This is a genomic window from Cryptosporangium arvum DSM 44712, from assembly GCF_000585375.1.
In the GTDB taxonomy this organism is placed as follows: domain Bacteria; phylum Actinomycetota; class Actinomycetes; order Mycobacteriales; family Cryptosporangiaceae; genus Cryptosporangium; species Cryptosporangium arvum.
In genome coordinates, this window is the sequence record NZ_KK073874.1 from 5,563,713 (window position 1) to 5,577,390 (window position 13,678).

Annotated in this window: 11 protein-coding genes; 2 read left to right on the plus strand and 9 right to left on the minus strand. The window is 72.7% G+C overall.

What is annotated here, in order from left to right:
• Position 1: 1 nt before the first annotated feature.
• Positions 2 to 859, minus strand: a complete 858-nt coding sequence (locus CRYAR_RS25390; RefSeq protein ID WP_035855644.1) for an amidohydrolase family protein — start codon at positions 857 to 859, stop codon at positions 2 to 4.
• A gap of 64 nt (positions 860 to 923) precedes the next feature.
• On the opposite strand from CRYAR_RS25390, the gene CRYAR_RS25395 reads away from it, so the two are divergent.
• Both CRYAR_RS25395 and CRYAR_RS25400 read left to right on the plus strand, forming a co-directional pair.
• Positions 924 to 2,021: a TIGR03857 family LLM class F420-dependent oxidoreductase gene (locus CRYAR_RS25395; protein WP_342673874.1), complete on the plus strand. Its 1,098-nt coding sequence runs from the start codon at positions 924 to 926 to the stop codon at positions 2,019 to 2,021.
• A complete protein-coding gene (locus CRYAR_RS25400; RefSeq protein ID WP_169745083.1) occupies positions 2,018 to 3,076 on the plus strand; it encodes a phosphotransferase in 1,059 nt (352 codons plus the stop codon). The genes CRYAR_RS25395 and CRYAR_RS25400 overlap by 4 nt, the downstream gene beginning before the upstream one ends.
• A 1,795-nt stretch (positions 3,077 to 4,871) precedes the next feature.
• Here the strand turns inward: CRYAR_RS25400 and CRYAR_RS25405 are convergent.
• The 8 genes from CRYAR_RS25405 to CRYAR_RS48195 all read right to left on the minus strand — a co-directional run bounded on the left by CRYAR_RS25405 (position 4,872) and on the right by CRYAR_RS48195 (position 13,644).
• Positions 4,872 to 5,690, minus strand: coding sequence for an SDR family NAD(P)-dependent oxidoreductase (locus tag CRYAR_RS25405; protein WP_051570938.1), 819 nt, complete (start codon positions 5,688 to 5,690; stop codon positions 4,872 to 4,874).
• Between the two features lie 47 nt (positions 5,691 to 5,737).
• On the minus strand, positions 5,738 to 8,029 hold the full coding sequence (locus CRYAR_RS43630; protein ID WP_051570939.1) for an APC family permease: 2,292 nt from the start codon (positions 8,027 to 8,029) through the stop codon (positions 5,738 to 5,740).
• Between the two features lie 239 nt (positions 8,030 to 8,268).
• Entirely contained in the window at positions 8,269 to 8,907 is a 639-nt protein-coding gene (locus CRYAR_RS25415; protein ID WP_035855646.1) for a class I SAM-dependent methyltransferase, read from the minus strand.
• On the minus strand, positions 8,889 to 9,947 hold the full coding sequence (locus CRYAR_RS25420) for a glucosidase family protein (protein ID WP_035855647.1): 1,059 nt from the start codon (positions 9,945 to 9,947) through the stop codon (positions 8,889 to 8,891). Before CRYAR_RS25420 ends, CRYAR_RS25415 begins: the two co-directional genes overlap by 19 nt.
• Entirely contained in the window at positions 9,944 to 10,663 is a 720-nt protein-coding gene (locus tag CRYAR_RS25425; protein ID WP_035855650.1) for a class I SAM-dependent methyltransferase, read from the minus strand. Before CRYAR_RS25425 ends, CRYAR_RS25420 begins: the two co-directional genes overlap by 4 nt.
• On the minus strand, positions 10,657 to 11,880 hold the full coding sequence (locus tag CRYAR_RS25430) for a glycosyltransferase (RefSeq protein ID WP_035866322.1): 1,224 nt from the start codon (positions 11,878 to 11,880) through the stop codon (positions 10,657 to 10,659). The genes CRYAR_RS25425 and CRYAR_RS25430 overlap by 7 nt, the downstream gene beginning before the upstream one ends.
• A gap of 109 nt (positions 11,881 to 11,989) precedes the next feature.
• Entirely contained in the window at positions 11,990 to 13,198 is a 1,209-nt protein-coding gene (locus CRYAR_RS25435; protein WP_035855652.1) for an acetyl-CoA C-acetyltransferase, read from the minus strand.
• Positions 13,195 to 13,644: a MaoC family dehydratase gene (locus CRYAR_RS48195; protein WP_035855654.1), complete on the minus strand. Its 450-nt coding sequence runs from the start codon at positions 13,642 to 13,644 to the stop codon at positions 13,195 to 13,197. The genes CRYAR_RS25435 and CRYAR_RS48195 overlap by 4 nt, the downstream gene beginning before the upstream one ends.
• Positions 13,645 to 13,678 lie beyond the last annotated feature (34 nt).

A 13,678-nucleotide genomic window follows, 5' to 3' on the forward strand; every position in this document is an offset into this window, starting at 1 on the left:
TCTACAGGCCCAGCAGGCGGGCCGCGTTGCCGTACAGGAACTTGGGCCAGACCTCGTCTTTGAACGGCACGTCCGGCATGTCCCGGAAGATGCGTTCGAGCGACAGCCCCATCGGGAAGTAGCCGGCGTAGAGCACCTTGTCGGCGCCGCGGGTGTTCGCGAAGTCGACGACGGCCTTGGGGTAGTACTTCGGGGCGAACGCCGACGTCGAGTAGTACAGGTTCGGCCACTTGAGCATCAGCTTCACCGCGAGCTGCTCCCACGGCTCGCAGCCGTGCCGGGTGACGAACACCAGGTCGGGGAAGTCGAACATCACCGTGTCGATGCGGCTGACCTCCTGCGGCGCGAACTTCAGCCGAGGGCCGGGCACGCCGGCGCAGACGAAGATCGGGATGCCAAGCTCCACGCAGGTGGCGTAGATCGGGTACATCTTCGGGTCGTCGATCGGCACCTGGGGGAACGTGCCGCTCGGGAACGCCGACGTGGCCCGGATGCCGAACTCCTCGTACTCCCGCTTGATCGCGCGGACGCTGCCGACGACGTCGTTCGGGTCGTTGATGCTCCCGGACGGGATGAAACGGTCCGGGTGCTTCTTCAGCGCGAGCTGCGACGTTTCGTCGGAGACCCCGACCATGCCCTTCTCGACGCCGAACCGGTCCATCTCGTGGAGCGTGACCGCGATCGGGTCGGAGGTCGGCAGGTCCTTCGGCACGTTCTTGAACATGTACTCGGCCGGGAACTCCGAGTCCTTCGACGCCTGGTCCTTCGTCTGCTTGCGGATGAAGTCGTAGACGGCGAACCCCTCATGGGGGAACCCGATCATCGTGTCGATCACGGGCAGCCCGGCCGGAAGCGTCATGGCGACACTCTGAAACGAAATTCTAGTTCTGTCAAGCCGTGCTAGCGTGCCCTTTGTATATTTCATATTGTCTGGGGGCTCATCGATGAGTAACCTGACCGAGCTCGGCTTCTACACGCTCGCCGGTCACACCCGCAGCCCGCGCGACGTGGTGCACGAGGTACCCGCGGCGGAGGCCCTCGGCCTCGGTGCCGGCTTCCTCTCCGAACGCTTCAACTTCAAGGAGGCGGGCACGATCGCCGGCGCGATGGGCGCGGTCTCGTCGACGCTCGGGCTCGCCACCGCGGCCACGAACCACAACACGCGCCATCCCCTGCTGACGGCGTCCCTGGCGACGTCGATGCACACGCTGACCGGCGGCCGGTTCGCGCTCGGGCTGGGCCGCGGCATCGAGCTGCGCAGCCGGGCCATCGGGCTGTCCCCGGTGACCTCGGTGCAGCTCGAGGACTTCGCCGGCCTGATGCGCCGGCTGTGGAAGGGCGAGGCGATCTTCGGCCACGACGGCCCGGCCGGCTCCTACCCCTATCTGCACCAGGAGTCGTACTTCGACTTCGACATCCCGATCGTCCTGGTCGCGATCGGACCGCGGACGCTGGAGCTCGCGGGCCGCATCGCGGACGGCGTCGTGCTGCACACCTACTTCTCCGACCACGCGCTCTCGACGGCGCTCGACGCGATCGCCCGGGGCGCGAAGTCGGTGGGGCGCGACCCGGCGTCGATCCGGGTCTGGTCGGTGCTCGCGACGATCGGCGACCACCTCCCGGCCGACGCGCGTCTGAAGAAGACCGTCGGGCGGCTCGCCTCGTACCTGCAGGGATACGGCGACGTGCTGGTCGCGATCAACGACTGGGATCCCGCGGTGCTGACCCGGTTCCGGGCCGACCCGGTCGTCGGAAGCTTCCTCGGCGCGATCGACGACCGCGCGAGCACCGACCAGCTCGAACACATCGCGACGCTGCTCCCGTCCGAATGGCTGTCGGCGGCGGCGACCGGGTCGCCGGCCGAGTGCGCCGCCGAGGTCGCCCGCCAGTTCGGCCTCGGCGTGTCCGGGGTGATCCTGCACGGCGCGACGCCGGACGAGCTCGCGCCGGTGGTCTCGGCGTACCGGGCGGTCCGGCCGGCGTTACCGGAGTACCCGGCGAACCCGGGGTGGGTGGCGTGACGCTCTCGTTGCCGGTCGAGCCGGATCCGTCGCTGATCGCCGACAGCGCGGACGCGTTGACCGCGTCCTGGCTGGGGCGCGTGCTGGACGTCCCCGTGAGCGCGGTGCGCGTGCAGCGGATCGGGACCGGGCAGATCGGGGCGAGCTACCGGGTGTGGCTCACCTCCTCCGGCGCACCGGCCTCGGTCGTGGTGAAGATGGGCACCGGCGCCGACCGGAGCATGACCAGCCAGGGCTACGCCTGGGAGGTCGGCTTCTACCTGCACCTGGCCGCCCGGGTGAACGCCCGGCTCCCCCGCTGCTGGTACGCCGCGATCAGCCCCGACCACACCCGGTTCACGCTGGTGCTGGAGGACTTGGCGCCGAGCACCCCGGGCGCCCAGGCCGACGGCTGCACGGCGGATCGGGCGCGCGACGCGGTCGTCAACCTGGCCGGCCTGCACGGCCCGTTCTGGAACAGCCCGCTGCTGGCCTCGGGCCTGGACTGGCTCGCCCCCGCCGACGCCGAAGGAGCAGCGTTCCTGGGCGCGCTGCACCGCGACGCGACCGAGGTGTTCGTGCACCGCTTCGGCGCCGAGCTCGCGTCGGACGACGCGTCGACGCTACGCGCGGCCGCCGCCCTCACCGAACGTTGGTTGCGCGACCACCAGACCCCGTTCTCGCTGGTGCACGGGGACTACCGACTCGACAACCTGATGTTCCACCCGACGTCGCCCGAGGTGGCGGCGCTCGACTGGCAGACGGTGTCGGTGGGGCACCCGGGCCGGGACCTGGCGTACTTCGTGGCCCTGTCCCTCCCGGTCGAGGACCGCCGGGCCGCCGAGGACTCGCTGGTGGAGGCGTATCACACGGCGCTGGGCGTACCGGGGTATTCACTCGCGGACTGCCGGGAGGGATACCGGTCGGGCATGCTGCACGCGCCGGTGATCACGGTGCTGGGGTGCGTGTACGCGGCAGTGGAGCGGACGGCGGCGGCGGACGCGATGTTCTTGTCGATGACGGTTCGAGCGTGCCAGGCGATCCGTGACCACGGCACGTTGGAGTGTGTCTCGTGAGCAGGCGCCGCGGTGGCGGGTGACCTGAGCGGGTGGGGTGGCCCGGTGGTCTTGTCGAGGCGTCTCCGAGCGGAGGTGGTGGCCGGGTCGGCCGGTTCCCTGCGCCGCAGCCCTAACCGGCCGGTGGTGTCCGGGTTCGTTCCTGTGGAGTTCCTGCCTGCTGGATCTGTTCGTGCCGCCCGCATCGCTGCCGGGCTGGTAGTGGCGGTGCCGTAGTTGCTGTGCGCGCGTCGGGCTCATTCGCGGAGGGGGCGGGGTGTGGCCGGGCTCGTTCCGGCTGCGCTGGAAGCGGCCTGCACCCGGTGATGGCGGACGCGGCCGGGGTTACCAGCGCCGGGCTACCGCAGCCGGTTTCCCGAGACGGCTCGGTGCGACCACGGGACGCGACTCGACCCGGCGCGGCTCAGCCCCGCGGTTCCGGTTGGGCTTGGCGTGCGGCTGGGTACGGCGCAGCGCCGTTCGGCGCGGGGCAGCGCGGCGCCGTTCGGCGCGGGGCAGCGCGGCGCCGTTCGGCGCGGGGCAGCGCGGCGCCGTTCGGCGCGGGGCAGCGCGGCGCCGTTCGGCGCGGGGCAGCGCGGCGCCGTTCGGCGCGGGGCAGCGCGGCGCCGTTCGGCGCGGGGCAGCGCAGCGCCGTTCAGCGCGGGGCAGCGCAGCGCCGTTCAGCGCGGGGCAGCGCAGCGCCGTTCAGCGCGGGGCAGCACAGCGCCGTTCAGCGCGGGGCAGCACAGCGCCGTTCAGCGCGGGGCAGCACAGCGCCGTTCAGCGCGGGGCAGCACAGCGCCGTTCAGCGCGGGGCAGCGCAGCGCCGCTCGGCGCGGGGCGGGACCGTTCGGCGCGGCGCGGGGCGGGGCCGTTCGGCGCGGGGCGGGGCGGGGCAGCTAGGCGCGGGGCGGCGCAGCTCGGAACGGCCTAGGTCTTGGCCTTGCTCGGCTTGGCGCGAGGCCCGGAGCGGCGCGCCCCAGCTCCACCGGACCGGTATGGTCGGGACATCGGTGCGGCAGGGCTCGATGCGGCACGACACGGCTCAACGCGGCCGGGCTCGGTATGACACGGCCCAGGTCGACCCGGCACGGTTCGTCGCCGCTCGGTCCGGTTCGGCGCGCTTGGCCCCGCGCGGTGCGGCACGGGCCGGGCTGGCCCGCCGCGGTACGGCGCGGCCTCGCCCGCCGCGGTACGGGGCGGCGCGGCGCGGCGCGGGCAATTTTCGGCCCACCCAGCCCGACTGTGACCAGCCCTGCTCGGTGCGGCCAGCACAGTGCGGGTGGACTCGGTGCGCGTGGCCGGCTTCTGGCCGAGTTCTATGCGGCGCGACCTGGCGCGACGCAGCTCAGCCGGGCTCGGCTCGGTGCAGTGCGCGCAGTTCGATACGACCACGGCGCGACACGGCACACCCGACTCGGCTCGGTTGACGCCGAGTTCGGCGCAGCCCGGCGCAGCCCGGCGCGGCACGTTCAGCGCGGTGCGGCACGGCGCGGCCCGGGGACAGCCCGGCACGGCCTGGCCTGGCACGGGCGCGGCGCGGCGCGGCGCGGCGCGCATAGCACCGCGCGCCTAACTCGGCGCGGCATGGCGCGGCACGGCACGGCGCGGCATGCATGGCACCGCGCGCCTAACTCGGCGCGGCTCAGTGCGGTCGGCCCGGCTCGGCCCGGTGCGAGGGAGCACGGTGCGAGGGAGCACGGTGCGAGGGAGCACGGTGCGAGGGAGCCGACTCTCGCCGGCTCATGGGATGGGGAGTGGTGCCGGGTTCGGCGTCGGGGACGTTCGGGGCGGTGTCGCCTGGGCCTTGGGCCCGTCAGGCCGGGGGTGGGAGGGGCTCGGTGGGGGTGGTCAGGCGCTCGCTGACGGCGATCAGGTCGGGGTAGCGGCGGGTTCGGGCGCCGCCGTCGATGCTGTGGACGCTGCCGGTGATGAAGCCGGCTTCGTCGGAGGCCAGGAACAGGATCAGCGCGGCGATCTCCTCCGGGGCGGCGAAGCGGCCGAGGGGCGTGTTCTCGACGTACTCTTCGACCGCGCCCGGTAGGGCCCAGAGCGGTTCGGTGGCCGGGGTGCGGACGAGGCCGGGGGCGACCGCGTTGACCCGGATGCCGGCCGGGCCGAGTTCGAGCGCGGCGACCTCGGTCAGCGCGACCACCCCGGCCTTCGCCGCGCAGTAGGCCGCCATCCCGCGGCCGGGCTGGATCGCATTCAAGCTCGCCAACGCCACGATGGCCCCACCCGCTCGGAGCACGCGCCCCGCGTGCTTCACGGTGTGGAAAACCCCGTGCAAGGACAGGTCGACGACGCGGCGCCACTCGGTGGCGTCCAGTTCGGTGATCTCGCCGATCGTGGCGCCGCCGGCGTTCGCGACCGCGATGTCGAGCCCGCCGAAGTGCTCGGTCGCGGACGACACCAGCGCGTGGACGTCGTCCTCGACGGTGACGTCGGTGTGCCGGGCGGCGAAGCTCTCGCCGAGTTCGGCGCTCAGCGCGGCGAGGCCGGCGTCGTCGATGTCACCGCCCACCACGTGCGCGCCCTCGGCGACGAAGCGACGGGCCACGGCGGCACCGATGCCGTTCGCGGCGCCGGTGACCACTGCTGTCTTCCCGGTCAGCCGGGCGTTCGAGTCCACCATGGAGGCAGGGTGGCAGGGCGGACGCGCCGAATCAACGGAATCGTCGCTCATGGTGCGGGCGGTTGGTGCTGCGAGGTCCACCAGTCGTACTCGGGTGCGGGTCGCTGGGCCGGGATGTCCGGTCGCTGCGCTCGGGTCGCCGGATGCTGCTGGGGCGCGTCTTCCGGAACGATCTCCGGCTGCCCCGGCCACGGATGGTTCCCGCCGTCGGCACGCACCGGCCCCGCCAACCGCCGCGCCCCGGAACCAACCGCCCCGCCGCGCGCCCCGGAACCAACCGTCCCTGCCCCCGGTCCAGGCCCCCCGACCCACGGCCCGGAATCGGGCCCCCCGACCCAAGGTCCGGGCCCGACCACCCCGGCCGCCCCAGCGGCCCCAGCGGCCCCAGCGGCCCCAGCGGCCCCAGCCGCACCGGTCTCCCCGACCGCCCCGACCGCCCCGACCCAAGGCTCCACGACGGGCGCCCTGTCCGGCCGATGCCACACCCCAGGCACCACCTCACCCGGCGGCACCGCGTACGGCGAACCCCCCGGCGTCTCGAAGCCCTCAAACCCCCCGGAACGAACCCCCGGCGGCGGCGCGGACGGCGAGCCCACCCGCCCTCCAACAACCGCATCCCCCGCCATCAAAGGCCCACCCACCGCCTGCGCATACCCAGGAGCAACCCGCGCCCGCTCGTCCTCCCCCAACTGCCCCAAATCCCCCACCCGAGAATCACCCGGAACGAACCCCGCCGAAGCCGGATGCGTCGCCCGGTCCCGGTCCGAAACCCCGCCCCGATCCGAAACCCCGCCCGACACCGACACCCCGCCCGGCACCGGAACCCCCTCCGACACCGGAACCCCGCCCGACACCGGGACCGCGATCGTCGGCGGCGCCGTCGGAGCCGCCATCGGCCTCACGACCGGAGCGTCCATCCCCGAGCGTCCGATCATCGCGTACACCGACGGCCGCGTCTCACGCAGCACCAGCGCCCCGATCACCCCGAACCCGAACGGCACGAACACCAGCGCGGCCACCGGCCACGTCCCGCCGGACCCCTCCGGGTTCAGCGCGGGCACGTGGGTGAGCCCGTACGCCACGATCAAACCCAGCGTCAGCGCGGAGAACGCGGCCGCGACGACCTGCCCCTCCCAGCCGAAGAACCCCGTCTCGTCGGCCTCGCCGCGCAGGAACCACACCGTGGCCGACAGCGACGCGAGCCCCAGCATCCCGATCACCCCGAGCGTGGACCCGATCAGCACCCAGGGCTCGAGCGCGCCGGTCGTGCGGTCGCCGAGGAACAGCGCCACGCAGCCGCCGACGGCCGGGTGCGCGAAGTGGAGCAGCAGCGGGCGCCTGCCCTTGACGTCGGGTTCGATCAGGGCCGGCGGCAGCACCCCGTCGCGCGCCAGCCCGGCCAGCTGACGCACGAGCGCGCCCTGGAGCGCGGCCGTCGCGCCGAACACCCCGGTCAGCAGCACGGCCATCAGGACGTTGGTCACCAGCACCGCGTCCTGCGGCCCGACGACCTGCGCCACCAGCAGCGGGAACAGCGCCGGGCCGGCCTGCTGGGCCGTCGCGGCCGCGTTGACCGGCCCGACGAGCACGCTGATCGCCACCGCACCGGCGACGGTGACCGCGGACGTGATCGCGTACGACAGGTACGTGGCCCGCGGCAACGACCGGCCCGGGTCCTTCAGCTCCGCGGTGTAGTTGGCCGCCGTCTCGGTCCCGGTCGACGCCATCAGCGCGAACACCACCGCCACGCCGAACGTGCCGGTGAGCAGGCCGCCGGGTTCCAGGCTCTGGTACGACGCCATCCCACCGGCGGGCGAGCGGAACGCCGCGACGAGCGTCACGACGACGGTCACCAGCTGCAGCACCAGGATCACCGCGAAGATCGGCAGGACCTGACGGGCCCGGAACCGGCTCAGGACCGCCCCCGCGGTCACGCACAGCACGATCCCCACCCAGAGCGGCACGCCGTACCCGAAGACGCTCTGCGTCAACGCTTTGAGGACGCCGGCGAAGAAGCCGTACATCCCGGCGACCATGCCGATGTAGACGACGAGCAGCGCGGCCGCCGCGCCCACGCCGACCGGCCGGCCGAGGCCGTGCGCCACCTGGACGTACAGGCCGCCCGGATGGCGCAGCCGCTTGGCCAGACCGCTGTAACCGAAGACGAACCCCAGCAGGACGACGCCGGAGAACGCGAAGACCAGCGGCGTCGCCTCGACCTGCCCGACGCGGTAGGTCTCCGGCACCGCGCCCCACAGCAGGGTCAGCGGCGTGTGGGTGACGAGCAGGAAGATCAGCAGATGACCGGTGCGCAGACGTCTGGAGTCGGTCGAGCCCATGGGGAGCCTTCCGTAGGTCGACACGACCGTGGGGTCCCGGCAGGTACTCGCCCGAAGCGGTGAGCCCCCGCGCCGGAAGGTGACGGCGGGCGCGGGGTGGAACGGAGACGCGGCGACACGACGGGGCGACCGAGAGCCCGGACACGTGTCGATCGGGTGACGGGTGTATCCGGAACTGGGACCGGACTCTAGTTATAGATTTTTACACGGTCAACAGCCTGGAAGGGACTGCCGACGGGCTAGCTCAGCCGCTCGAGCACCCGCAGCGACCCGGTGACGCTCACCTCGGCGAACGCTCCCCCGTCGATCGCCTCGCGGTAGATGCGGTACGGCGCCTGCCCGCCGTCGGCCGGGTCCGGGAACACGTCGTGGATCACCAGCGCGCCGCCCGCCCGCACCCAGGGCGCCCAGCCGCGCAGGTCGGCGCGGGCCGCCTCGTCGGTGTGGCCGCCGTCGATGAACAGCAGGTCGACCGGGTGCGCCCACCACCGGGCGACGTCGACCGAGCGGCCGACGATCGGCGTCACGACGTGCTCCAGGCGGGCCGCGGCCAGCGTGCGGCGCAACTCCGGCAACGTGTCGAGCCGCCCGGTCGAGTCCACGAGCGACCGGTCGTGGTACTCCCAGCCCTCCTGGTGCTCCTCGGAGCCGCGGTGGTGGTCGATCGTGACGACCGTGCCGCCGGTCAGCGACGCGGCGTGCCCCAGGTAGATGCTCGACTTGCCGCAGTACGTGCCGATCTCCACCGCGACGCCGTCGCCGAGGTGGGCCAGCGCCGCCGCGTGCAGCGCGAGCCCTTCGTCGGCCGGCATGAAGCCCTTCACCGACTCCGCGAGCGCAGCCAGCTCACCGGGGAAGGTCACAGATTCGCCGGGCATGAGCACGTTCCTTCCAGAACACCGGGTGGGAGTCCTTCGCCGCGGAACAGTCCGCTGGCCGGCGTGGTGCGCGACAGCGCGTCGGCGGCGAGGATCACGGTCGCCGCGGTCCACGCCGTCTGCTCGACCGGCCAGCGGGTCGCGTCGGGGTAGACGTAGCCGGTCCAGTACGAACCGTCGGCTTCCCGCAGGTGTTGCATCGCGCTGAACTGCTCCAGCGCGTCGTCCTTCCGGCCGAGCGCGTCGAGCGCCAGAACGAGCTCGCAGGTCTCCGCGCCGGTCACCCACGGCTGGTCGGCGACGCAGCGGATGCCCAGGCCGGGGACGACGAAGTCGTCCCACCGGGCGGCCAGCCGCGCGGACGCCTCCGACGCCCCCAGCGAGCCGCCGAGGATCGGGTAGTACCAGTCCATCGAGTAGCGGCTCTTGTCGGCGAACCGCTCCGGGTGGGAGTCCAGCGCGTGACGCAGGCGGGCGGCGGCCAGCTCCCACTCCGGTACGACCTCGCCGGCCAGCTCGGCCAGCGCGACCGCGCACCGCAGGCTCAGGTGCATGCTCGCGTTGCCGGTGAGCAGCACCTCGGTACGTGACGCCCCGCCCGCGTCGCGGCCCCAGGGGATCTCGCCGCCGGGCGACTGCAGGCGCAGCACCGCGTCGATCGCGTCGCGCACCACCGGCCACATCCGGTCGGCGAAGCCGCGGTCCCCGGTGATCGTCCAGTGGTGCCAGACGCCGGTCGCCACGTAGGCGCAGAAGTTCGTGTCGATGCTCGGGTCGGTGATCTCGTCACCGACGTACTTCTCGGCCCAGGTCCCGTCCGGCCGCTGGGCGCGGCGGCACCACTCGTAGGCCCGCGCGGCCGGCTCCAGGAAGCCCGCGGCCGACAGCCCCATCGCGCTCTGCACGTGGTCCCACGGGTCGGTGTGACCGCCGGGGAACCACGGCAGCGCGCCGGACTCCTGCTGGGTGCCCGCGATCGCCGACGCCGTCCGGACGCACTGTTCGGTCGAGAACACGCCGTCGACCGCGGGCACGGTCATGCCGAGACCGGCTTCTGGAAGTACAGCGCGACGCTCTTGCCGATCAGCGGGTTGAGCACCTGCTCGGCGACCTGCGTCACGGCCGGTTTGCTCATCAGGTCCCAGACCAGCAGCTTGTGGTAGGCCTGCACCGCCGGGTGGTCGTCCTTCGACGAGCCGACCGCGCACTTGAGCCACCAGTACGGCGAGTGCAGCGCGTGCGCGTGGTGCCGGTGGGTCGCGACCAGCCCGGCGTCGACGAGCTTGCGCTCCAGCGAGTCGGCCCGGTAGATCCGGATGTGACCGCCCTCGTTCGCGTGGTACTCGTCGGACAGCGCCCAGCAGATCCGCTCCGGCAGCCAGCGCGGCACGGTCACCGCGAGCGTTCCGCCCGGGGCGAGGATGCGCACCAGCTCGGCGATCGCGGCGTCGTCCTCAGGTACGTGCTCGAGGATCTCGGAGGCCAGGACGACGTCGAAGTGACCGTCCTCGTACGGCATCTCCAGGACGTTTCCGGGCTGCACCGCACCGGAACCGCCCGGCGGCACCTCGCCGGCCTCCTCCATCGCCGCGAACATGTCCGCGACGCTCTTGAGCTCGATCTCGTCCAGATCGAACGCGATCACCTCGGCCCCGCGGCGCAGCGCCTCGTACGAGTGCCGCCCGCCGCCGGCGCCGACATCGATGAAACGGGTGCGCCGGCCGACCCGCAGCCGGTCGAAATCCACCGTCAGCACTTCGCGTCTCCCCTGGCGTCCTCGTAGGCCCGGACCGTGGCCCGTGCCACCGAGATCCAGCTGAACCGTTCCTCCGCGCGGGCGCGGCCGGCGGCGCTGAGCCGCTCGCGTTCCTCCGGCGAGGCCAGGAGACCGTCGATCGCGGTCACCAGCGCGCCCGCGTCCCCCGGCGGCACCAGCACCCCGGCGTCCCCGACGACCTCGGGCAGCGCGCCCGCCCGGCTGGCCACGACCGGGGTGCCGCAGGAGAGCGCCTCGACGGTCGGCAGCGAGAAACCCTCGTAGAGCGACGGCACGCACATGACCTCGGCGCTGGCCAGCAGCGCCGCCAGGTCGGCGTCGGAGAGGCCGGTGCGGACCGTGACGCAGTCGGTGAGCCCGAGCTCGGCGATCCGCTGCTCGGTGGCGCCGCCGGGCTCCAGCGCCGAGACCAGCTGCAGCTCGACCGCGTGGTCGACGCGCAGCTTGGCGACCGCGTCGAGCAGGTGGGCGACGCCCTTGAGCGGCCGGTCGGCGCTGGCGATCGCGACGATGCGGCCGGGGACGCGCGGCCCGGCGGGGCGGAAGACGTCGGTGTCGACGCCGAGCGGCACGACCCGGAAGCGCGCCGGGTCGATGCGGAAGTCGGTGATCGTGTCGGCGGTGGCGACGTCGGACACGCCGACCAGCACCGGGAGCCGCCGGGCGACCCGGGCCTGCATCTTCACGAACCCGTACCAGCGCAGGATCCCGTACTTCTTGCGTAACCGGGCGGCGTCCAGCTCGACCCGCCGGTCCCGGCTGATCGGGTGGTGGATCGTCGCGACCAGCGGCACCCCGCGGCGCGCGAGCGTCAGCAGCCCGTAGCCGAGCGACTGGTTGTCGTGGACGACGTCGAAGTCGGCGGCCCGCGTCTTCATCAGATGCGCGATTCGCGCCCCGAACGCGAGCGGTTCGGCGAATGTCCCGGTTTTGGTAGTTACGAATTCCAGAACGTCGTACCGATCACGGAAGTCCCGGAACCGCACTTTGCGCGGGAAGTCGGGTCCGCCGAACATGTCCAGGCTGGGCACCGCGGTGAGCTTCACCCGCGGGTCGAGGTCCTCCGGATAGGGTTGGCCGGAGAAGACCTCCACCTCGTGGCCCAGCTCCACCAGTCCACGACTCAGATACCGGACGTACACTCCCTGGCCGCCGCAGTGCGCTTTACTACGGTACGAGAGCAAGGCGATTCGCACATCCACCTCCTCTCACTACTGTCCCAGTAACTTACTCGTCAGTATAAGTAGAATCCTGTTTCTTAGGGCAGATTCACCGAACTAGGGTCCCGTTCGGACACTCGGTGAGCTACGTCACACGCTCGAACAGAGCCGCCAGCCCCTGGCCCCCGCCGATGCACATCGTCTCCAGGCCGTAACGCGCGTCGCGGCGGTCGAGTTCGTGCAGCATCGTGGCCAGGATGCGTCCGCCGGTCGCGCCGACCGGGTGGCCCAGCGAGATCCCCGACCCGTTGACGTTGAAGCGCTCGAAGTCGGCGTCGCCGAACCCCCAGGCCCTGGTGCAGGCCAGCACCTGGCTCGCGAACGCCTCGTTCAGCTCGATCAGGTCGACGTCGCGGAGCGCCACGTCCGCGCGGCCGAGCGTCTTCGCGACGGCCGGCACCGGCCCGATGCCCATCGTCTTCGGCGGCACCCCGGCGACGGCCCAGGAGACCAGCCGCGCCAGCGGGCGCAGCCCATACTCGTCGGCCTTCTCCCGGGTGAGCACCACGCACAGGGCCGCGCCGTCGTTCTGCCCGCTGGCGTTGCCCGCGGTGACGGTCGCGCCGGGATCGGTGCGGCCGAGCACCGGGCGCAGCTTCCCCAGCTTCTCCAGCGACGAGTCGGCACGCGGGTGTTCGTCGGTGTCGACGACCGCGCCGCCGGGGAGCGTGACCGGCACGATCTCGGCCGCGAAGCGCCCGTCCCGCTGGGCCGCCACCGCCCGCTCGTGCGAGCGCAGCGCGTACTCGTCCTGCTCACGGCGGGAGATGTCGTACTCGCGGCGCAGGTTCTCGGCGGTCTCCAGCATCCCGCCCGGCACCGGGTAGAGCTCGCCGCCGGCGGTGACCCGGGCCCGGGCCAGCCGGTCGGAGAACACCAACTGGTCGCCGGCGGCGCCCCAGCGGGCGGCCGTCGAGTAGAACTCCACCTGGCTCATGCTCTCGGCACCGCCGGCCAGCACGACGTCCGCGGCACCGGTCTGCACCTGCATCGCGGCCCAGAGCACGGCCTGCAGGCCCGAGCCGCAGCGCCGGTCGACCTGGGCCCCGCCGACCTCGACCGGCAGCCCGGCGTCGAGCGCGGCGACGCGGCCGATCGCCGGCGCCTCCCCGTTGGGGTAGCACTGGCCGAGGACGACGTCGTCCACCGACCCGGCGGGCAGCCCGGTGCGTGTGAGCAGGGCGCGGATCACGGTCGCACCGAGCGTCGCGGCCGGCACGTCCTTCAGCACGCCGCCGTAGCGCCCGACCGGGGTACGCAGCGGCGCGCAGATCACTGCCTCACGGGGGTTCACAGGTAGAACCGTCCCACGGTCTCGGCGACCACCGCGGGTTTCGGCTCGCCTTTGAGCTCGACGGTGACCGACGACACGACCTGGAGAGCGTCGCCGACCTTCGTGACCTCGATCAGGCGCACGACCGCGCGGATCGACGCACCGACCCGCACCGGCGCCGGGAAGCGCAGTCTGTTGAGGCCGTAGTTGACGGCCATCCGCGCCTCGACCCGGTAGATCCCGCGCATCATCGCGGGCAGCAGCGCGGCCGTCAGGTAACCGTGGGCGATCGGCGCGCCGAACGGGCCGGCCTTCGCCCGTTCGGGGTCCACGTGGATCCACTGGTGGTCGTCGGTCGCGTCGGCGAACCGATCGACGCGTTCCTGCGTGATCTCCCACCAGTCGCCGGTACCGAGTTCGGTGCCGACGGCCCGCTCGAGTTCGTCCGGAGTAGTGAAGACACGCATCGGCGGCTCCTAGGTGCGCTGAGATTATATACAA